The organism is Kouleothrix sp. (assembly GCF_046328425.1).
Lineage (GTDB): Bacteria > Chloroflexota > Chloroflexia > Chloroflexales > Roseiflexaceae > Kouleothrix.
Genome location: NZ_JAXLWP010000035.1, coordinates 1 through 20,642 on the forward strand (window position 1 = coordinate 1; position 20,642 = coordinate 20,642).

Below are 20,642 nucleotides of genomic sequence, written 5' to 3' on the forward strand. Positions count from 1 at the left end.
ACGGGCTGGTGTACACCAACGCCAATCCGCCCCCCGGCGCATCGCAGGCGGCTGTGCTGGCAGGCACGCACTACACCGCCAGCTTCGACATCGGCGGCCACGAGTGGCAGCTGGTGGTGCGGCCAGCGCCGGCCTACGCCGGCACCAGGCGCACCTGGCTGCCGTGGATCGCGCTGATCGCCGGGCTGGGGCTCACCGCACTGGGCACGATCTCCCTGGCGGAGCGCCAGCAGTCCAGCATGGCGCTCGAGCGCAGCGAGCAGCGCTTTCGCGCGCTGATCGAAAAGAGCGCCAATGTGATCGCGCTGCTCAGCGCCGACGGGCACATCATCTACAACAGCCCGAACTACGAGCAGGCGCTGGGCTACCCACCAGGCTCGCGCCTGAACAGCAACGGCTTCGAGCTGGTTCACCCCGAGGATCTCGCGGGCACCATGGCGCTGTTCAGCGACGTAGCCCGGCAGCCAGGCGCCACGCGCAGCATCGAGCTGCGCGCGCTCCACAAAGACGGCTCGTGGCAATGGCTGGCCTGCAGCGCCACAAACCTGCTCGACGAACCGGCCGTCGGCGCGATCATCGCGAACTTCAACAATATCACCAAGCGCAAGCAGACTGAGCTGGCCCTGGCCGCCAGCGAGGCCAGGTTCCGATCGTACATCGAGCACGCCCCGATCGCCATATTCGTGGCCGATCGCAACGGGCGCTACACCGAGAGCAACCACGCCGCCGAGCTGCTGCTCGGCTACGGTGCCGAGGAGCTGCGGCAGATCGGCATCGCCGACGTGCTCCCCGACGAGGGCCGCGCCGCCGGCCTGCAGGCCTTCGCCACCGTCGTGGCGCGCGGCGCCGCCGAGGGCGAGTTCCAGTTCAAGCACCGCAACGGGCGGCTGGTGTGGGTGTCGCTGCGGGCGATCAAAATCGATAGCGACCACCTGCTGGCGTTCTGCCTCGATATCTCCGAGCACAAGCTGATCGAGCAGACGCTGCAGGAGAAGCTCGAGCTCGAAGAGCAGATCGCCAAGATCGCCGTCACCGCCCCCGGCGGCCTGTGCGCGCTGCGCCAGCGCCCCGACGGCACGATGTACATGTCGTATGCCAGCCCGGTCTGGGAGGCGATCTACGGCCTGCGATTCGAGGAGGTGAGCTCGGATGGATCGCGCATGTTCGAGGTGATCCACCCCGAAGATCGCGCGCACGTCCAGCACACGCTCGCCGAGTCGGCGCGCACCCTCGAGCCCTGGAGCGTCGAGTTCCGGCTGCAGCATCCCCAGCGCGGCGAAGTTTGGGTCGAGGGCAAATCCAACCCGCTGCGCGAGGCCGACGGCAGCACCCTCTGGCATGGCTTTATCACCGACACCACCGCCCACAAGCAGGCCCAGGCGCGCGACGCCGCGCACCGCGCCATGCTCGAGAAGGTGATCCAGCTCAGCAAGATCATCACGCCGATGGCCGGCCTCCAGCGCTGCCTGCTCCAGATCTACAGCAGCATCAGGCAGGGCCTGGGCTTCGACCGCGTCGGGCTGTTCTTGCACGACAAAGACACCGGCCAGGTGCTCGGCACGATCGGCACCACGCGCGAGGGCGCGCTCGAAGATATCAGCTGGATCGTGCAGCCCGACACCGCCAAGCCCTGGCAGCAGGTGCTCAACGGCCCGCAGGGCCTGTGCGTCTCCGAGGACTACACGCAGGACTACCAGCTGCCGCCCGAGCACCGGATGTATGGCGTAAAGCACCACCTGGTGCTAGCCGGCTGGGTTGGCAATCGCCCGGTGGCGCTGATCGCCGTCGACAACCTGATCAGCGGGCGGCCGATCAGCACCGAGAATGTCGAGGCGCTGATGCTGCTGGCCGGCTACGCCGCGCTGGCGATCGAGAACGCCCGCTGGAACGCCCAGCTCGAGCAGCTGGTGGCCGAGCGCACCACCGACCTCAGCCGCGCCAACCTGCAGCTCACCAAAGCGCTCAGCGCGAAAGACGAGTTTCTAGCGACCATGAGCCACGAGCTGCGCACGCCGCTCAACAGCATTCTGGCGCTGTCCGAGCTGCTGGGCGAGCAGGTACGCGGCGCGCTCAACGAGCGCCAGCTGAGCTGGGTGCACGCGATCGAGTCGAGCGGCAGGCACCTGCTCGCGCTGATCAACGATATCCTCGACCTTTCGAAGATCGAGGCGGGCCGGCTGGATATGCAGTTCGAGACGGTGCTGCTCGACGATATATGCCAGTCGAGCCTGCTGTTCATCAAGGAGCTGGCCTCGAAGAAGAACCTGCGCGTCGCCTTCAGCTGCAACGATACATCGGCCCAGCTCGAGGCCGACCCGCGCCGGCTCAAGCAGATCCTGGTGAACCTGCTCTCGAATGCGGTGAAGTTCACGGCGCCGGGCGGCTCGGTCGAGCTGCGCGTCAGCGCCGACGCCGAGGCGCAGGTGATCCGCTTCGCGGTGATGGACACCGGCATTGGCATCGCGCCCGCCGATATCGGCAGGCTGTTTCTGCCCTTCACCCAGCTCGACAGCGGGCTGGCGCGCCAGTTTGAGGGCACCGGGCTGGGCCTGGCGCTGGTGCACCGCCTGAGCGAGCGCCACGGCGGCAGCGTGAACGTGGCTAGCGCCGGCGTGCCGGGCCAGGGCAGCACCTTCACCGTGGCGATTCCTTGGCGCCGGCCGGCCGGCGGCGAGGCGCCGGCCAGCAGCGCAGGTGCCCCGCACGCCGACGACCCGGCGGCCGCGCTGCCGCACGCCTCGCGCGAGCTCGCGGCGCGAACCGTGCTGCTGGCCGAAGACAACGAGATCAGCGTCACGGCGCTGGGCGACTATATCGAGTTCCTGGGCTACCGGCTGCTGACGGCGCGCAATGGCGCCGAGGCGCTGCAGCGCGCGAGCGAGGCCCGGCCGGACGTGATTCTGATGGATATTCAGATGCCGGTGCTCGACGGCCTCGAGGCCATCCGCCGGCTGCGCGCGCAGCCACAGTTCGCGGCAACGCCGATCGTCGCGCTCACCGCGCTGGTGATGCCCGGCGACCGCGAGCGCTGCCTCGAGGCTGGGGCGAGCGCGTATATCAGCAAGCCGGTGAGCCTGAAGGAGCTTGGGGCCACCCTGAAGCAGCTGCTCGGCACGCAGCCCTAGCCGCAATCTCTTTCAAATACAGGGCTTACGCGGTCGCCTGCGATATCGGCTGGTTCTGCCTGCGGCAGTGCTGAGATGTTGGCGGCAAAGCGCCAACATCTCAGCACCATCCATGAACAAGTACCGCTCTGCCAGCAGTGGCCGCAGCTGGCCAAAAGGGAAGTTTTCGGGGGCGGAAAAGCCGCCCCCGAACCCCACCACGTAGCTCGTGTCAAATGTGGCTACCTGAAAAGCAGCGCTGCTAGGCGTACGGCCGGTAGTACGCCTTCACCAGCTCGGCGCCGCTCGGCTGGAAATCGTACTCCGGCGCGCGCCGAAAGCCCTTCTGCTCGTACAGCCGCATCGCCACGCGCATGCTATCCGAGGTATACAGCCCCAGCGCCGCCGCGCCGGATTGCTGCGCGCGCAGCAGGCAGGCATCCACCAGCGCGCCGCCAATGCCCCGGCCGCGCGCCGAGGGCGCAACCGCCAGCAGCCGAAGCTCGGGCCAGCGCATGCGCCCGCCCGACCGATCGGCCGTGTCGCCAGCCGGCGGAAACAGCAGCACGCTGCCCAGCAGCTCCCCATCCTGCTCGGCCACAATGCGCTCGGCCGGGCCGCCAGCATCCAGCGCCGCCGCCAGCGCCTGCCGCAGCGGCTCCCACGCCCCAGCCGGCATCGCCGTGGCATACTGGCCATACGCCGCGAACGTCAGCGCGCGGATCGCGTCGCGCTCGCTCGGCAGGGCGTCGCGAACCTGAAAAAGAGGCATCGCCATATCTACGCCTGTGTGTCGCGCCCGTGCGGCGCATCCCAGTCGGCCAGCGGCCCCTTCGGGACAATCCGCGACGGGTTAAGCTTCTCGTGGGTCATGTAGTAGTGCCGCTTGATGTGGTCGAAGTTCACCGTGTCGCCGAAGCCGGGGCGCGCATACAGGTCGCGCGCGTAGCCCCACAGGTTCGGGTAATCGACCAGCCGGCGCAGGTTGCACTTGAAGTGGCCGTAGTACACCGCGTCGAAGCGCACCAGCGTCGGGAACAATCGGATATCGGCTTCGGTGAGCTGATCGCCCACCAGGAAGCGCTGCCGCGCCAGCCGCTCCTCCAGCCAGTCGAGCCTGGCGAACAGCGCATCGACCGCGCGCTCGTAGGCGGCCTGGCTGGTGGCAAAGCCGGCTTTGTACACACCGTTGTTCACGTCGTCGTAGATCAGCGCGCTGACCGCGTCGATCTCGGCGCGCAGCGGCGCAGGGTAGAGCTCGGGCGCGCCGGCGCGCTGGAATGCGCCAAACTGCGTCTCGAGATCGATCGTGATGTCGGGGAAGTTGTTCGTCACCAGGCGTCCGCGCACGCGATCCCAGACGCACGGCACGGTGTAGCGGCCGGTGTAGTGCGGGTCGGTGATCAGGTATGCCTCGGAGAGAAACGCAAAGCCGTTGACCGAGTCGCGGCTGTGGCCATCGCCATCGCGAAACGCCCAGCCACGCTCGTCGCGGATCGGGTCGACGACCGAGAGCGAGATTGTGTCTTCGAGGCCGAGCAGCCGCCGGACAATGATCGTGCGGTGCGCCCACGGGCAGGCCAGCGAGACGTACAGGTGGTAGCGGCCCGGCTCGGCCCGAAAGCCCGTCGATCCGTCGGCGCTGATGCGATCGCGGATGGTGTAGGCCTGGCGCACAAACGCGCCATCGGCGCTGGTTTCGGCCGGAAGCTGCGCGGTAACGGTCATTCGGTGCTCCTCGGAAGTAGCGCGCAGCGGCTGCCGGCGCGTGCCAGTGTCGGCACGCATTCTATATGCAGTTCGCGCACATGTCAAAGAAACACGATTTACTTTTTGAAGATTGGCTGGCCGAGATGCGCGGCGTGCCCGCACGACGTATATACGGCAGACAACGCCGGATCGGAGCTACCGAGGAGAGAATCATGCGCTTACGAAACGCCGCCGCCCTGTTCGCCGCGCTCGCGCTCGCGGGGTATCTGCTGGGGGTTGCGCTGGCCGTACCAGCGACCGCGATCGACATTGTGGATTTCGCGTTTCAGCCGGCCACGGCCAGCGGGGCCACCGGCGCGCAGGTCAGCTGGACAAACCAGGGCTCGGTTGCACACACCGTCACGTTCGACACGCTCAGCATCAGCTCGGGGACGATCGCGCCCGGCAAAAGCTTCAGCACAGCGCTGGCGCAGGCCGGCACATACACCTATCACTGCTCGTTCCACCCGGCGATGACCGGAACAATCACTATCACGGACGCTTCGCCAACCCTCACGCCGCGCTTGTGGCTCCCGCTGAGCCTGTACAGCCCGGCCTAAGAGCCTGATTGAAAGGGGTGCGCGCGGGCATAGCCCTTCGCACTTCCCTTTTCAGACAGCTTCGAAGCCCGAGGTACACGCGCGTTGGGCGTTAGGCACAGTGCTTCAGTACGCAGTTGATGCACGCGTCGAGGGTTGGGCAATCGCAGCGCAGCCCGCCGAGCAGCGCATGCCGAACTTGGTGGGCGTGGCGAATCAGGCGATCGACGTCGGCGAGCTTCTCGCGCGCCAGCGCCTGCCAGCGATCCGCGAGCGGCGCCTCGCTGTCGCGCTGCCCGAACAGCAGCGCGATCTCGCTCAGCGTGAACCCCAGGCGCTGCGCAACCTGAATAAACGCCAGCCGATCGAGGATGCCGATGTCATAGCGGCGGCGCCCGTTGGCGCGGCGCGGCGCTGGCAGCAGGCTGATGCTCTCGTAGTAGCGGATGGTCGTGGCGCGCACCCCCGCGCGCCGCGCGACCTCGCTGATTGTCAGCTCTTCCATCGAAATTCCCGCTTGACTTCCAGTCGACTTGAACATGTAGAGTATATCAGGCTTCATTGGAAATAGGTGAGCCAGAGGGGCAAATGCGTTTGTCCTACTTCTACCTAGGGCTTTCGCTTGCGTGCATTTTGCCTGCGGCAGCATCGTGCTCTTGACTGTTATGTGCGGTTTTCCGCGCGGAAAAACCGCGCACAGCTGAAGATAGAGTGCCGCTCTGCCGAAGGCTCAGGATGGGAATAGCAAAAGCCCTACTACCAAAGAAAGGTTTCGCACAATGAGCACCGAAACAGCCGTGGGCACGCCGATCGCCGTGACGGATGCCAGCTTCGCCGCCGACGTGCTGGCCTCTGCCCTGCCGGTAGCAGTCGACTTCTGGGCCGATTGGTGCCCGCCCTGCCGGGCGATCGAGCCGATCCTGAAGCAGCTGGCGGCCGAGTACGCCGGCAGAATAACGATCGCCAAGCTGAACGTCGACGAGCAGCCGCGCACCATGGTTCAGTTTGGCGTGCAGGGCGCGCCGACGCTGATCATCTTCAAGAACGGCCACGAGGTCGGGCGGCTGGTCGGCGCACGCACGAAGCGCGCCTACCAGGAGCACTTCGACAGGCTGCTGGGCTGAAGTGGCAAGCTGGCATCCCGTTCGATACTTTTTGATCATCGTGTCCAATTTCCGCGCTCCGCGCGGAAATTGGACACATCCACAAGGAAAGCACCGCGCTGCCGAAGGCAGAGCACGCCAACTGCGCAAGTCCTATGTGTGATGCCATGCCTGGACTCGCCGGCCAAGGCTTCACACCAAGAAAGCGCTCAAACCGAGCTGGTATCACCCGGGCGCGGGCCGCGTATCACCCTGGCGGGGTGATGGCGGCGTGGCGCGCCTCTGCTACCCTGGGCTCAACGGCCACGAACGGACACGGCCGAAGCAAAGGAGTAGCGAGATGGCGACCAGTATGACGGAAAGCGTACCTGCGGCGCGGCGCACGCGCGTATGGCGGCACGGGGCGCGCAAGATACTGCTGTGGATTGCCGCAGGCGCGCTGGCGCTCACAAGCACGCTGCTGGTGGCTGGCGCGGCGGCCAAGAGCCGCATCCGGGCCCAATACCCACCGACCGGCCAGCTCGTAGACATCGGCGGCTACCGGCTGCACCTGAGCTGCCAGGGCAGCGGTGGCCCGACCGTGATCCTCGAAGCCGGCGGCGGCTCGATCGGCCTCGACTGGTCGCTGGTGCAGCCGGCGATCGCGCAGCAGGCGCGCGTGTGCGTCTACGATCGCGCCGGCCTGGGCTGGAGCGACGCTAGCCCGCAGCCGCGCACTGCGGCGGCCATGGCTGGCGAGCTGCACAGCCTGCTCGAGCGCGCCGGCGTCGCCGGGCCATATGTGCTGGTCGGCCACTCGCTCGGCGGGCCGATCATCCGGCAGTACGCCCTGGCGCACCCCAGCGACGTCGCCGGCATGGTGCTGGTGGACTCGGCCACCGAGCAGCAGAGCGCGCGCTTTCCCACGCCGATCAACGCCGCGATGGCGGGCGCGCCGCGCCTGCTGCGCCTGATGAGCCTGGCCGGCGATGCCGGGCTGCTGGCGCTGCTCCCGGCGATCGTTCCGGTGTCGGGGCAGCTGCCCGCCGACGCAGCGGCGGCGGCCCACGCGCTCACCATAGCTAGCGGCAAAACGTTCCGCACGTTTCTTGCTGAAATGCAGGCCAGCGACGCCGACCCAACCGCGCGGACGGACAGCCTGGGCGACATCCCGCTGGTGGTCGTGCGCCATGGCCGTGCGGTTGCGCCGATCAAGGGCGACGTAACGCCCGAAGTAGCGCGCGAATATGAGCAGGTCTGGGCGCAGATGCAGGCCGAGCTGGCCGCGCTCTCGCCGCGCGGGCGCGTGGTTGTGGCCGCCGAGAGCGGGCACGCCATCCATGCCGACCAGCCCGACGTGGTGATCGCGGCGATCCGCGAAGTGCTGGCCGCAGCCCGCTGAGCGCGCGTCGCTCCCGCGTACCAGCGCCGCGGTGCGACGCGTGTCGCACGGCGGCGCTGCACTGGCCGAATGCGAGCAGGCCGTGCGTTGACAGCTGCTCGGCATTGATACTACCATGGGGCTGCGTTTGCGCGCTTTGGCGCCCGATCTTGCTGCAAGGCCAGGCTTATGGATAGCGAACCAGCACACTCGCCGCCGAGCCAGGCGGATAACGCCAACCGCCTCTTCGCCGGGCTCTTCGCCGGCAGCTACGCGCTGGTGCTCGCCGACCTGGCGATCGCCGGCCGCCTGAGCCAGGGCTGGGCGACCATAGCGCTCGGCGGGCTGGTGGTGCTGCTCGGCACGCTGGCCTTCCCGGCAGTCGAGCGCGGCCGCCGCAGCTGGCTGAGCTGGGGCTACTTCGCGGTGCAGATCGCGCTTGGCGCTGCGGTATTCAGCGGCAGCATAGTCGGCGGCACCTTTCTGCTGCTGGTGATCGTCGGCCAGAGCGTGCGCGCGCTGCCGGCCTGGGGCACGCTGCTGATCGGCGCGCCGCTGCCGCTGCTGCATCTGGGCATGGCCTGGCCGGATGTGCTGCGCGAAAGCGCCACCTTTCTCGTCGCCATGCTCTTTATAATCAGGGCCGAGCGCGCCCGCGCCGCGCTTGGGCGCGCCAACCAGGCGCTGCGCGCCTACGCCTCACAGCGCGAGGAGCTAGCCACGGCGCACGAGCGTAACCGCATCGCGCGCGAGATCCACGATGGGCTCGGCCACTACCTCACCACCATCCACATGCAGATCCAGGCCGCGCGCGGCGTTTCGGCCACCGACAGCGCGCGCGCCGATCAGATCCTTGCGAAGGCGCAGCAGCTCGCCCACGAGGCGCTCGGCGATGTGCGTCGCTCGGTGGCTGCGCTGCGCGCCGAGCGCCAGCAGCCGCTGCCCGCCGCCCTGGCCGAGCTGGTCGATTCCTCGGGCGGCGACGGGCCGGCGGCAACCCTGGCCGTGCTGGGCGACGCGCGGCCACTGGAGCCGCGCGAAGAGCAGGCGCTGTACCGCGCCGCGCAAGAGGGGCTGACCAACGCGCGCAAGCACGCCCAGGCGGCCCACGTCGCGCTCACGCTCGATTTTAGCGACGCCGCGGTGGTGCGCCTGACAGTGGCCGACGATGGCCGCGGCGCCAGCGCCACCGATGGCGGCTTCGGGCTGATCGGGCTGCGCGAGCGCGTGCAGCTGGCCGGCGGGTCGCTGACGCTGCAAACCAAGCCCGGCGCCGGGCTCGCGCTGATCGTGGAGGTGCCGGGATGAGCACGCTAATCCGCATTCTGCTGGCCGACGACCAGGCGCTCTTCCGCGAAAGCCTCGCGCTGCTGCTCGCCACTCAGCCCGACATGCTGGTGGCCGGCGAGGCGGCCGATGGCGAGGCCGCCGTCGCGCTCGTGGCCACAGTGCGGCCGCAGGTTGTGCTGATGGATCTGCGCATGCCGATCCTCGACGGCGTCGCGGCCACCCGGCGCGTGCGCGCCACGCATCCGGACGTGCAGGTGATCGTGCTGACGACCTTCGACGACGACGCCGATGTGTTTGCGGCGCTGCGCGCGGGGGCGATCGGCTACCTGCTGAAGGATGTGTCAGGCGAGACGCTGTACGCGGCGGTGCGTGCGGCGGCGCGCGGCCAGTCGCTGCTGCCCCCGCCGATCGCCACCAAGGTCGTCGCCGAGCTGGCGCGCCTGGGCGGGCAACCAGCCGCGCCCCAGCCGCACCCGCTCTCGGAGCGCGAGGTTGAGATCGTGCGCCTGCTCGCCCGTGGCGCCACCAACCGCGAGATCGCCACAGCGCTGGTGTTGGCCGAGGGCACGGTCAAGAATCACCTCACCAGCATCCTCGGCAAGCTGGGCGCGCGCGACCGCGCGCAGGCCGCCCTGATCGCCAAAGACCTGGGCATTGTCTAGAGCCAGTATTTTAGGCTCTTATACCAACTCCGTTTGATTACTTGTGTTTTCAGGCGCGCCCGCGTGCCGGGCGCCGCACAAGAAAAGAAATAGGGCGGCGAAGCCGCCCCCAAACCCCACCAATTCGGCCGGTCACCCCCGGATCGTGACTACGCGTCGTGACCTCTGGATCATCCCCCGGATGGCTCTTCCCGGTATGCTTGTTTCGTCGCGCCGGCGGCTGCAAGAAACCCCGGCGCACGGCAAGCAGCCTGTGCTATACCGGCCGGATGCGCGGCAAGCTCGCACATTCCGGCCAGAAAAGGACGCAAACTATGGCAATGAATAGCGGGCCGCGCGCCCAGGCACTGCGCCTAGGCCCAAGCGCGGCGAGCGTAGGCCGCTTTCTGTGGCACCTGCTGCAGATGATTATGGCCATGGAGCTTGGGATGGCGGCCTACCACGCGCTGCTCCACACGGCTCTGGCGGGCAGCGGCTACGCCGCGCTGACGGAGGCCCGCCCGCTGTTTGGCTACTGGATGATGGTCGTGTCGATGACGCTGCCTATGATTGCGCTGATGCGCTACGCCCACAAGAGCAGCTGGCGCGCGTGCGGCGAGATGTCGGTCGCTATGGCTATGCCATCAGCCGCGCTTACGCTGCTGCTGCTGGGCGGGTTGATCGATCTGCCAGCCCTCCAGGCGCTCGGCGACCCGCTCATGATCCTGGCGATGGCGGCCGATATGCTTTATCGCCGCGATGCCCACACGCATGGGCACGCGAGCCATGCCCCCAGCCGCTCGCGCTGCGAACACGATGGCGCAGCAGAGCGCGATTGAGCGCCGCAGGAGCGCAAAACCGCACACAGAAAAGTTTCAACGAAAGGAACATTCCATGGATAATACTTCTATCGGGCAGGCGGCGGGCAAGCCAGCGCGGCGCCACGGCCTGGCCGGCCGGCTCGCCAGGGCGCTCGCATACGGCGCCGCATTTATACTGCCGATCCTCCTGGCCGGCGCGGTCGGATGCGCTATGTCGCTGCGCATCAGCCGTGCGGGCGCGCCGCCGTCGCGGCGTGCGGCGGCTGTTCCGCAGGCGCCGCCGGCCTACGACCCGCACAAGCCGACCGTGGCGGTGGTGCTGGGCGACCTGAACGACACCAACGATGTGCTTGGCCCCTACACGCTGTTCGCCGAATCGGCCGCCTATAATGTCTACACGGTCGCGGCCACGCGCGAGCTGCGCAGCCTCACAGACGGCCTGGATATTGTGCCGCACTACTCGTTTGGCGAGCTCGAAGCCAGGCTCGGCCACGGCCCGGATATCGTCGTCGTGCCCGCGATGCCGGCCATCCTCGCGCCCGAGAACCAGCCGGTGCGCAGCTGGATCCGCACACAGGCGAGCCAGGCCAAGCTGCTGTTTTCGTGGTGCACCGGCGCCGAGGTGCTTGCGGCCAGCGGCGTTCTGGATGGCAAGGCGGCCACCGCCCACTGGGGCGATATCGATCGGCTCGAGCGCGCATACCCGGCGGTGCGCTGGCAGCGCGGCGTGCGCTACACCGAAGACGGCCGGATCATGACCTCGGCCGGCCTGACCTCGGGGATCGACGCTACGCTGCACCTGCTGGCCAGGCTGCACGGCACAGCGCTGGCCGAGCGCGTCGCGCGCGCCATCCACTATTCCTCGCTCGATCTTGTCGAGAGGCCGGCCATGCCGCAGTACCGCTTTGGGCCTGCCGACAGCATCGCGCTGCTCCACGCGGCCTTCGCCTGGCCGAAGCCGCAGGCGGGGGTGTGGCTCTACGATGGCGTCGGCGAAATCGACCTGGCGGCCGTGTTTGAAGTCTACGGGGCTACCTGGGCATATCAGGTCGATACCATGGCCGCCAGCCCAGCGATCACCTCGCAGCATGGCCTGCAGCTGGTTCCGCGCTGGCAAGCCCCGCAGCTGCCCGCAGTCGAGCGGCTGCTGCTGCCCGGCGGCGCGGGCGTGGCGCGCGTGGCGGCGGCGCTGAATGGCGAGCGGGGGCCTGGCAGCGCGCCGATCGTGATGCTGGCCGACCCGGCCGCGCCGCGCTTTGCCTACGAGAGCGCGCTGGAAGATATTGCGTCGCAGCGCGGTGGTGCGCTCGCCCGCTTTGCCGCCAAGCGCCTGGAGTACCGCGCCGGAACGCCGCACCTGAGTGGCGCCGGCTGGCCGGCCGGGCTGCTGGCTATGCCGCTGCTGATCGGCGGGGCCGGCGTCGCGGCGCTGGGCTGGCTGCTCCGGCGCGGGCCGAAGGCTGCCCGCCAGGGCCGGCGCGCCAGCTTTCAGGCCAATTTCGGATGAAGGCTGCGCCGAGGCTGGCGGCCGGGGCGGCGAACCCGCCCCGGCCGCCAGCATCGGCTACAGCGCCACCGGCTGGCCGCCCTGCTCGGCCGACTGGCGTAGCGCCAGGATAAGCGCCTGGTCGAGCCGGGCCTGCGCCGCCCCGTAGCTGGGCGGCGTCTGGCTGCGCACCGCCTCGACCAGGCTCATCAGGCAGCCCGCCACGCCAATCTCGTCGTCGTGCCACTGCGGGGTGCTGCCCGGCGCCTCGCGCACGAATGGGTTGTCCCAGCGCACGATCGGCAGGTCGGCATCGCCGGTGTGGGCGATCAGCGCCGCCAGCGCGCCGCCGTCGACGCGCTCCCAGCGGCGCTCGACGGTGATAAAGCGCGGCGCCTCGCCGCCCGGCGCCAGCAGCGACAGGCGCTCCTCGACATCCAGGCCAACGCCGACGGTGACGCCCATGCCTTTCTCGGCCAGGAAGCGGCTGCTGCGCCACCAGCGCAGCGGCGAATCGTAGCCGACGTTGGTCCAGTGAAATACGCCCAGCCGGCCGTCGTCGTAGCGTATGATCCCGTGCTCCTGGGTTTCGTCGCGCGCCTCGGCGTTATTCGCCAGGCGCGAGTAGTACGGCGCCAGCGGGTAGCGCTGCACCGCGCCCGCGACGCTCACAGGCCGCGCGTCGAAGCCAAGGTAGCTGCGCATGACGCTGACGCCGTGGTAGCCGTGGCCTGCGAAATCGTTGAACGACGTGTACACCCGGCCGAACAAGCCTGCGGCGATCAGCTTGAGCTTGAGCTGCTCGAGCGGCCGCCGGTGAAACTGCTCGGCGACCTCGACCGCCAGCCCGCGCTGGGCTGCGGCGGCGATAATCGCGTCGGCCTCGCCCAGGTCGTGGGCAATCGGCGTTTCCAGCAGCACGTGCAGCCCATGCTCGACGGCCATCAGGCCAACCTGGCCATTCGCGCCGTAGGCCACGCTCACAACCCCAAGCTGCGGCGCGGTCTCGCGTATCAGCCGGTCGAGGTCGGTGTAGGCCGGCACGCCCAGGCTCGCGCCAAGCCGGCGCGCCGACTCCTCGCTGCGGCCCCACACCGCCACCAGCGCCACGTCGGGCAGCGCTTTCAGCAGCGGGGCATACAGGCCATACGAGCGCCGCGCCGTGCCGATCAGCGCGACGCGGAGCGGTTCGTGGTGGGGCATCATGGTTCCTTTCTGGCGCGCCTATGGCGGTAGTGTGGCGCGCGGCAGAGCTTATTATACCTGTACGGCCTACGCGCTCGCCGCTACGCCGCCGGCGCGCGGCCGGCAAGGCCGTTTCGCGGCCCGTTCGGGCGCTGGAGCCACGCCCGGATCACTGCGCTGCTGCGCGAGGCAGTGGCGCGCGGCAAGGCCCAGCCGCTCGATTTGGAGTTCGCCGCCGACGCGATCCTCGAGGCAATGTCGCCGCCGCTCTAGCGCCACCAGCGCCATACCTGCGGCTACAGCGTCGAGCGCATTCTCGCGGGCATGCGCCGCATGTTTGTCGGTGGGCCGCGCGCCGGGGCGGCGAAGGAGTAGCCTTGCCAGCGGCCGGCAAGTGCGCCGCGCCCCGTCGCCCCGTTCGGCGGGCGCTACAACGGCCTGGCTTTTTTCTGCTATACTCTACCTGTTCGCTCCCACAATCTCGATACTATGCTGTCGCGAGCCTTGTATGCTCGCCTCGGAGGGTGCCTTGAACTTGCGCCACTGCATTGTTGCCGACGATGATGCGGCCGTCCGCGCCGTACTGTGTTCGGTAGTTTCGCGTACCTACGGCGACCCGAAGGTGCTGGGGGTCGAGAACGGCCAGGAGGCGCTGAGCGCCTACCAAGCCGGCGGCGCCGACCTGATCATCACCGATGTCGAGATGCCGGCGATCGACGGGATTGCGCTGGTGCGCGCGCTGCGCGCCCAAGACGCGCGCCTCCCCATCGTGGTGATGTCGGGCAATATCGAGGCGGGATCGCACGCGCTTGCGGCCGGCGCCAACTGGTTTCTGCCCAAGCCGTTCGCCATCCGCGAGCTGACCACCGTTCTCGGCAGGCTGCTCGCCGAAACCTGATCGCCGAAAGCCCGCGCTCAGCGGTAGCTCATCACGGCAAGGCCGGCCACGCAGAGCAGCGCGCCCGCCGCCATCGTCCAGCTGAGCCGCTCGCCGAAGACGATCGCCCCAATCGCGGCGAGCGCGATGGTGGCGAGCACGTTGACCACCAGCGCGCCGGTGGCCAGCGTCCAGCCGCTGCGGTACATCCACAGAAAGCCGGCCTCGATCAGCACGACGGCCAAGCCGATACCAATGACCGAGCCGCCAAGCTGCGCGCGGATGCCGCCGCGCAGCGGGAAGATCGTCAGCATCAGCACGCCGCAGATCGCCGCGCCGACGAGGTAGGCCACGCACAGCACCAGCGCCGGGCTGGCGTCGGGCAGAACCTGGCGCTGCGCAAGGTGGTAGATAATTGTTCCGACCACGGCGGTGAGCAGGGCGAGCAGGGCAGTCTGGTTCACGCGGGTACCTCCAGCGAACACTCGGGCAGCGCCTGGGCAAGCAGCGCTCGGTCGCGTCGCGCGAGGCGGGCGTGCTTCAGGCGGCTGCGGTATCGGGCGGGCGTGGGCCGCGCACCGATGCGATAAACACATCCTCCAAAGTTGGCATGATCCATTCCAGCGCACGAACTTCAAGCTGCTCGGCCGCGAGCAGATCGCCGATCGCGGCTTTATACGCCCGCGCGTCGGGCACCACGGCGTGGATGCGCGCGCCGTAGAGCGCTACCTCTTCGAGCGGCAGCTGGCCGCGCTGCTGCGCGTCCTTCAGTACCCGCAGCGCCTGCTCGGGGTTGGAAACATCGACCTCCAGCACTTGGCCGCGCATCTGCGTCTGCTTGAGCCGCTCGGGCGTATCGAGCGCGACGAGGCGCCCCTGGCTGATGAAACCGATCCGCTGGCATAGCTCGGCCTCGTCCATGTAGTGGGTCGTCACCAGCACCGTCACGCCCTCGGCCGCCATCGCGTAGATCAGCTGCCAGAACTCGCGCCGGCTGATCGGGTCGACGCCCGCGGTGGGCTCGTCGAGAAACACCACCTTCGGCCGGTGCACGATCGCGCAGCCGAGCGCCAGCCGCTGCTTCCAGCCGCCCGACAGCGTGCTCGTCAGCGCGTGCGCGCGGTCTTCCAGCCCGGCCATGCGGATGATCTCGGGGATGCGCGCGCGCAGCTGCGCCGCCGGCATGCCGTAGACCCCGCCGTAGAAGCGGATGTTCTGCCAGGCCGTCAGGTCAGTATACAACGTGAACTGCTGGGTCATGTAGCCCACCTGGGCGTGCATGGCCTTGGTCTGCGTCGCCGAGTCCAGCCCGAGCACCGCAGTGCGCCCGGAGGTCGGCTTGAGCAGCCCAAGCAGCATACGGATCGTCGTGGTCTTGCCGGCGCCGTTCGGGCCAAGCCAGCCGAACACCTCGCCCGCGCCAACGCTGAAGCTGACGTCGTCGACCGCGACGAAATCGCCAAAGCGCTTGGTCAGGCGCTCGACGACGATTGGCGGCTGGCTCTGTGTCGTTGGATTGATCATACACCCTCCCCCGGCGCGCTCTCGCCGCGCCCTGCTGGCACGGCGGATCGCCTGCCGATCTGCCGGCGGATCAGGCTGATAAACGCTTGCTCAAGGCCCACGTCGGCCCGGCGGATCTCGTCGTGCGCAATGCCCTCGGCGTCCAGCGCGGCCGCGACCTCGCCGCGCCGCCGCGCCGCGTCGTCGACGACAACATGGAGCTTCAGGCCGTAGGTCTGCACCTCGCGCACGCCATCGAGCCCGGCGCAGCGCGCCAGCGCGCGGGCCAGCGGCGCGGGCGAAAATTCCAGCAGCTGCCCTGGCACCATGGCCTTGATCGCGGCGGGCGAGCCGCTGGCGATCAGCCGGCCGCCGTAGATCAGGCCGACCTGCGTGCAGCGCTCGGCTTCGTCCATGTACGGCGTGCAGACAAAGATCGTCAGCCCCTGGGCCGCGCGCAGATCGCCCAGCAGGCTCCAGAACTCGCGGCGGCTCACCGGGTCGACGCCGAGGGTCGGCTCGTCGAGCACGACCACGCGGGGCGCGTGAACCAGGCTGCACGCCAGCGCCAGCTTCTTCTTCATGCCGCCCGAGAGCCGCCCGGCCAGCCGGCTGGTGAAATTGCTCAGCCCGGCGAACGCCAGCAGCTCGGCGATGCGCCTGCTCTGCAGCGCGGGGCTCAGGCCCTGGATGCCGGCGAAAAAGCGCATGTTCTCGATCACCGTCAGGTCGGGCGGCAGCACATTCTGCTGCGCGATATAGCCGACGCGCTCGCGGATCGCGTAGGCGTCGCGCAGCGAGTCGAAGCCCATGATGCTGCTCTCGCCGGCCGTCCGGCTCAGCAGCCCCAGGATGAGCCGCGCCGTGGTAGTCTTGCCGGCGCCGTCGGGGCCGATCAGCCCGTACGTCTCGCCTGGCGCAACCTGCAGCGACAGGCGATCGACCGCGGTGGCCGCGCCCCGGCCGCTGTTGAATTGTTTTGTCAGCCCACTGGCCGAGATCGCCAGCTCGCTCATGGCGGCACCCTCCGTATAACGCCACGCCCGGCGCTAATCTAAGCGCGGCTTGAAGCTGCGGGCGGCGGCCACAACCACCACCAGGCTATAGAGCAGCAGGATCGCGGCATCGCTCCAGACAAAGCGCAAGCCCACGCCCTTCAGAAAGATCGCGCGCGAGATCCGAATAAAGTAGGTCACCGGGAACAGGCCGCCCAGCGCGCGCAGCCCGGCCGGCATGGCGCTCGGCGGGTACATAAACCCGCTCATCAGAATGCCCACGAGCATGAAAATCAGGCCGTACTGCGTCGCCTCGGCCTGCGTCGACGCCCGCGCCGAGAGCAGCAGCCCTAGCCCCAGGCTCGAGATGATGAACACCAGCGCCAGGCCGAAGTACAGCCACAGGCTGCCGTGGAACGGCACGCCAAACCAGAACACGCCGATCGCGACGACGCTGAGCATCGCGACCAGGCACAGCGCCAGCAGCGGAACGATCTTGCTCAGCATCAGCTCGAGCGGGCGCGTGGGCGTGATCAGGATCTGCTCGATCGTGCCAAGCTCGCGCTCGCGCACCACGATCAGCGCCGCCTGGGTGATCGCCAGCGTCTGCACGATCAGGCCGACCAGCCCCGGCAAGATGAACCAGATGTCGATCAGCGCCGGGTTGTACAGCACCCGCGGCGCGGCGTTGATCGGCAGGCTGCCAGCCGTGCCGCCGCGCGCCAGACGGCTGGCGGTGAGCTGCAGCGCGTACTGCTGCGCCACCAGCGCGGCGGCGCCGTACCCCGACTGCACGCTGGCGGTGTCGGAGCCGTCGAGAACGATCTGCACGCTGGCGCCGCCGCGGTCGGCAGCTGCCGCGAAGCCCGGCGGGATCAGCAGCCCGACCTTCGCCTGCCCGCGGTCGATCGCCTCGACGATCTGCGCCTGGCTCTCGAGCTGCAGCGTTGGGTCGAAGAACTGCGAGTTGGCCAGCGCGGCGACAAACGCGCGGCTCCTGGCGTCGCGGCTCTGGTCGGCCACCGCCAGCGGCAGGTGGTACACCGTCAGGTGCGCCGCGTAGCCGTACAAGATCAGCTGTATGACCGGCAGGCCCAGGATGAACAGCAGCAGGCGGCGGTCGCGCAGAAGCTGGGTCGTCTCCTTGCGGATGAGCACGCTCAGGCGCTGCAAGCGCTTGCGCATCGCGGTTCTCCTTTCAGTCGAGGCTTTGCCGAAACAGGCGCGCGGCGACAAGCAGCGTGGCGCCGAACAGTGCCAGCAGCGCCAGCGCCTCGCGCCACAGGCTGGCGATCCCCGCGCCCTTCAGCGCCATGCCGCGCACGATCGGGATAAAATACGTGGTCGGGAAGATCAGGCCCAGCAGGTGCAGCGCGCGCGGCAGGGCGTAGGTGGGGAAAAACACCCCGCCGACGAACAGCCCGACCATCATGATCATCGAGTGCATCTGCTGGGCCTGGTTCTGTGTCTGCGCTGCGCTCGAGATCATCAACCCCAGGCCGAGGCCGCAGCCGGCACCGATCAGCGAGAGCGCCAGAAACAGCGGCAGGCTGCCGCGAAATGGCACGCCCAGCCCCAGCGTGCCGACCGCCACCAGCAGCAGCCCGCTGGCGAAAGTCACAAGCAGGCTCGGGATCGTCTTGGCGACCATCAGCTCGAACGGCCGCACCGGCGTCACCAGCAGCGCCTCGATCGTGCCGCGCTCGCGCTCGCGCACAATCGCCAGCGAAGTCAGCGCCTCGGCAAGCGCGTACAGCAGCATAGCGATAAACGCCGGCGCGATGAACCAGGTGTCCTTCAGGTCGGGGTTGTACAGTATCTGCAGGTGCGCCGCGAGCGGGCCGCCGCCCTGCGGCCGCAGCAAGCCGACGGCGTACTGCTGCGAGATCGCCGCCGCGGCGTTGACGGCCGACTGCGAGATGAACGAGGTCGAGCCATCGACCAGCAGCAGCACGCTGGCCTGGCCGCGCGCGAGCTGCGCCGCGAAATCCGGCGGGATGGCGATGCCCATGCTGGCCTGGCCGCTGTCGATCGCGCGCTGCAGGGCCGCCTGGCTCGCAACCGTCGCGACGATATCGAAGCTCTGGCTCTCGGTGAAGGCCGCCAGATACGCGCGGCTCGCGGAGCTGAGGCTCTGGTCGGCCACCACAAGCGGAATATGGCGGATATCGGTATGGATGGCGGCGGCGAACAGCAGCAGCTCGATCGCCGGGCCGAGCAGCAGGGCAATCAGCGTGCGGTGGTCGCGCGCCAGCTGAACGCACTCTTTTTGCACCAGCGCCCAAATACGCCCTAGCATCACAGCACCTCACTCGGCGATCACGCCGTCGGCCGGCATGCCTGGCTTGAGCGCGTGGTCGGGGTTGCCCAGCTCGACGCGCACGGCGAACACGGTGCCAGCGCGCGCGTCTTTTGTCTGCACGTTGCGCGGCGTAAACTGGGCCTCCTGGCCGATCAGCGTCACGGCGCCGCTGAAGACGCGGCCGGGGAAGCTGTCGACCGAGACGCGCACGCGCTGGCCCTGGCGCACGCGCCCGATGTCCGTCTCGGGAATGTAGAGCGTCAGCCGCACGCTGTCGAGCGCGCCAATCGTCATGATCGCCGCGCCGGGGCTGGCCTGCTCGCCCTCGTGCAGCGACCGGCTCAGCACAATGCCGGCGCGCGGCGCGCTCAGCGTCGCCTTGCCGATCTGCACCTCGACCTGGCGCTGGGCGGCGCGCGCCTGGGCGAGCTGCGCCTCGGCCGCCTGGATCTGCTCGGGGCGCGCGCCATGCTTCACCAGATCGCGCCGGGCCTCGGCCTGGGCGAGCTGCGCCTCGGCAGCCGCCAGCTGGGCCCTGGCGGCCTCGGCGGCGGCCTGGAGCTGGAGCGGGTTCTGGCGGATCTGCTGCGCCAGGTCGAGCATCCGCTGGGCGTTGGCGAGCGCCGTCTGGGCGGCTGCCAGCGCCTCGCGGGTTGGCCCATTCAGCAGCTTGGCGCGCGCCGCCGCGCTGCCTTGGGCCTGCGCCTCGGCGGCCTGGATGCCGGCGACCTCGGCCTGGCGCGCCTGCGCGGCGGCGGCCACTGCCTGCTGAGCGGCGCTCTCGGCCTGGTGCATTGCCGCCTCGGCGCGCACAAACTGCGCGTAGTAGCCGGTGCGCTGGGCGTCGCTGAGCTTGTTGGGCTTGCAGCCGGTGGCCGCGCAGACCTTCGGCTGAACCGGGTCGTCGCCGGTGTCTTGCGCGTAGTGCCAGTTGCTCGCGGCGGCGGCATACGCCGCCTGCGCCTGGGTCAGCGCGTCGGCGGCCTGCTGCGCCTGGGCCTCGGCGCGAGTTTTGGCCAGCGAGAGGGCATCGCGCGTGGCCTGCACATTGATCTGGGCCTGCGCCAGCGCCGCATCGGCGGCCGCGATATCTTCGGCGCGGCTGCCGGCGCGCACCTGGTCGAGCGCGCGCTGGGCCGCGTCGCGGGCCGCGCGCGCCTGCGCAACTTGGGTATCGAGCTCCTGCGGGTTGGCGAGGATCTTTTGCGCGCTGGCGTACGCCGCGGCCGCGCCATCGCGCTGGGCGCGCGCCAGGTCGGCCTGGGCTTCGGCGGCCAGCACGTCTTCCTCGCGCGGGCCGGCCTGCAGCTGCGCCAGATTAGCCTCGGCCACCGCCACCGCCGCGCGCGCCTGGTCGAGCTGCACCTCGAGCAGCGCGGTGTCGATCACCACCAGCGGCGCGCCGGCCGCAACCTCGTGACCCTCGTCCGCCAGCAGCGCCTTGATCCGCCCGCTCACCTCGCTGCTGATCGCCACATCCTCGGCCTCGATCGTGCCCGAGCCGCTCAGCGCCGCGCCGCCCGAGGCCGCGGCCCGCCCAATCCACCACCACAGCCCCCCGGCGGCCAGAGCCACCCCCAGCGCCAGCACGATGGCGCCGCGCACTCGCATATTCATTGGCGGCCTTCTTTCGTTTGTCTCGAACATCGCTATTCAGCCAGGCCAAGTCTAGCGAGCTGGCGGCGCC

The 20,642-nt window shown here is 69.1% G+C and carries 19 protein-coding genes; 9 read left to right on the forward strand and 10 right to left on the reverse strand.

The annotated features are described in order from the left end of the window. A partial coding sequence (locus U0177_RS25160) for a PAS domain S-box protein (RefSeq protein WP_409573425.1) occupies window positions 1-3,125 on the forward strand: 3,125 nt, incomplete at its 5' end. A gap of 241 nt (window positions 3,126-3,366) precedes the next feature. On the opposite strand, the gene U0177_RS25165 is transcribed toward U0177_RS25160, so the two are convergent. Together U0177_RS25165 and U0177_RS25170 are read right to left on the reverse strand one after the other, a co-directional pair. Beyond that, the gene (locus tag U0177_RS25165; RefSeq protein WP_409573426.1) at window positions 3,367-3,882 is read right to left on the reverse strand and encodes a GNAT family N-acetyltransferase; all 516 of its coding nucleotides are present in this window, start codon (window positions 3,880-3,882) and stop codon (window positions 3,367-3,369) included. Window positions 3,883-3,884: 2 nt separating this feature from the next. Then, complete coding sequence (locus U0177_RS25170; protein WP_409573427.1) at window positions 3,885-4,832, reverse strand: glutathione S-transferase family protein; 948 nt, start codon at window positions 4,830-4,832, stop codon at window positions 3,885-3,887. 194 nt (window positions 4,833-5,026) lie between these two features. Between U0177_RS25170 and U0177_RS25175 the strand changes: the two genes are divergently transcribed. Further along, window positions 5,027-5,413 (forward strand): cupredoxin domain-containing protein, encoded by a 387-nt coding sequence (locus tag U0177_RS25175; RefSeq protein WP_409573428.1) that lies wholly within the window; start codon window positions 5,027-5,029, stop codon window positions 5,411-5,413. A gap of 91 nt (window positions 5,414-5,504) precedes the next feature. Here the strand turns inward: U0177_RS25175 and U0177_RS25180 are convergent, their stop codons facing one another. Then, window positions 5,505-5,897 (reverse strand): MerR family transcriptional regulator, encoded by a 393-nt coding sequence (locus tag U0177_RS25180; RefSeq protein ID WP_409573429.1) that lies wholly within the window; start codon window positions 5,895-5,897, stop codon window positions 5,505-5,507. A 274-nt stretch (window positions 5,898-6,171) separates the two neighbouring features. On the opposite strand from U0177_RS25180, the gene trxA reads away from it, so the two are divergent. From trxA to U0177_RS25210, 6 genes are all read left to right on the forward strand, one after another. After that, window positions 6,172-6,516 (forward strand): thioredoxin, encoded by a 345-nt coding sequence (gene trxA / locus U0177_RS25185; RefSeq protein ID WP_409573430.1) that lies wholly within the window; start codon window positions 6,172-6,174, stop codon window positions 6,514-6,516. Between the two features lie 319 nt (window positions 6,517-6,835). After that, complete coding sequence (locus U0177_RS25190; RefSeq protein WP_409573431.1) at window positions 6,836-7,876, forward strand: alpha/beta fold hydrolase; 1,041 nt, start codon at window positions 6,836-6,838, stop codon at window positions 7,874-7,876. A 168-nt stretch (window positions 7,877-8,044) separates the two neighbouring features. Beyond that, the gene (locus U0177_RS25195) at window positions 8,045-9,163 is read left to right on the forward strand and encodes a sensor histidine kinase (protein ID WP_409573432.1); all 1,119 of its coding nucleotides are present in this window, start codon (window positions 8,045-8,047) and stop codon (window positions 9,161-9,163) included. After that, a complete protein-coding gene (locus tag U0177_RS25200) occupies window positions 9,160-9,807 on the forward strand; it encodes a response regulator (protein WP_409573433.1) in 648 nt (215 codons plus the stop codon). The genes U0177_RS25195 and U0177_RS25200 overlap by 4 nt, the downstream gene beginning before the upstream one ends. Before the next feature lie 314 nt (window positions 9,808-10,121). Then, window positions 10,122-10,625 (forward strand): hypothetical protein, encoded by a 504-nt coding sequence (locus U0177_RS25205; RefSeq protein WP_409573434.1) that lies wholly within the window; start codon window positions 10,122-10,124, stop codon window positions 10,623-10,625. A gap of 55 nt (window positions 10,626-10,680) precedes the next feature. Beyond that, window positions 10,681-12,114 carry a DJ-1/PfpI family protein gene (locus tag U0177_RS25210; RefSeq protein ID WP_409573435.1) on the forward strand — a complete coding sequence of 478 codons (1,434 nt, stop codon included), beginning with the start codon at window positions 10,681-10,683 and terminating at the stop codon, window positions 12,112-12,114. A 57-nt stretch (window positions 12,115-12,171) separates the two neighbouring features. Here U0177_RS25210 and U0177_RS25215 read toward each other — a convergent pair whose 3' ends face one another. Continuing rightward, window positions 12,172-13,296, reverse strand: a complete 1,125-nt coding sequence (locus U0177_RS25215) for a Gfo/Idh/MocA family protein (protein ID WP_409573436.1) — start codon at window positions 13,294-13,296, stop codon at window positions 12,172-12,174. A 490-nt stretch (window positions 13,297-13,786) separates the two neighbouring features. On the opposite strand from U0177_RS25215, the gene U0177_RS25220 reads away from it, so the two are divergent. After that, entirely contained in the window at window positions 13,787-14,176 is a 390-nt protein-coding gene (locus U0177_RS25220; RefSeq protein WP_409573437.1) for a response regulator, read from the forward strand. Window positions 14,177-14,193: 17 nt separating this feature from the next. Here U0177_RS25220 and U0177_RS25225 read toward each other — a convergent pair whose 3' ends face one another. From U0177_RS25225 to U0177_RS25250, 6 genes are all read right to left on the reverse strand, one after another. Next, entirely contained in the window at window positions 14,194-14,619 is a 426-nt protein-coding gene (locus U0177_RS25225; RefSeq protein WP_409573438.1) for a hypothetical protein, read from the reverse strand. 76 nt (window positions 14,620-14,695) lie between these two features. Continuing rightward, window positions 14,696-15,679 (reverse strand): ATP-binding cassette domain-containing protein, encoded by a 984-nt coding sequence (locus U0177_RS25230; RefSeq protein WP_409573439.1) that lies wholly within the window; start codon window positions 15,677-15,679, stop codon window positions 14,696-14,698. Continuing rightward, window positions 15,676-16,674: an ABC transporter ATP-binding protein gene (locus U0177_RS25235; protein ID WP_409573440.1), complete on the reverse strand. Its 999-nt coding sequence runs from the start codon at window positions 16,672-16,674 to the stop codon at window positions 15,676-15,678. The genes U0177_RS25230 and U0177_RS25235 overlap by 4 nt, the downstream gene beginning before the upstream one ends. 33 nt (window positions 16,675-16,707) lie before the next feature. Next, window positions 16,708-17,838 (reverse strand): ABC transporter permease, encoded by a 1,131-nt coding sequence (locus U0177_RS25240; protein ID WP_409573441.1) that lies wholly within the window; start codon window positions 17,836-17,838, stop codon window positions 16,708-16,710. Between the two features lie 13 nt (window positions 17,839-17,851). Further along, the gene (locus U0177_RS25245; RefSeq protein ID WP_409573442.1) at window positions 17,852-18,952 is read right to left on the reverse strand and encodes an ABC transporter permease; all 1,101 of its coding nucleotides are present in this window, start codon (window positions 18,950-18,952) and stop codon (window positions 17,852-17,854) included. 9 nt (window positions 18,953-18,961) lie between these two features. Beyond that, entirely contained in the window at window positions 18,962-20,572 is a 1,611-nt protein-coding gene (locus U0177_RS25250; protein WP_409573443.1) for an efflux RND transporter periplasmic adaptor subunit, read from the reverse strand. Between the last annotated feature and the right edge of the window lie 70 nt (window positions 20,573-20,642).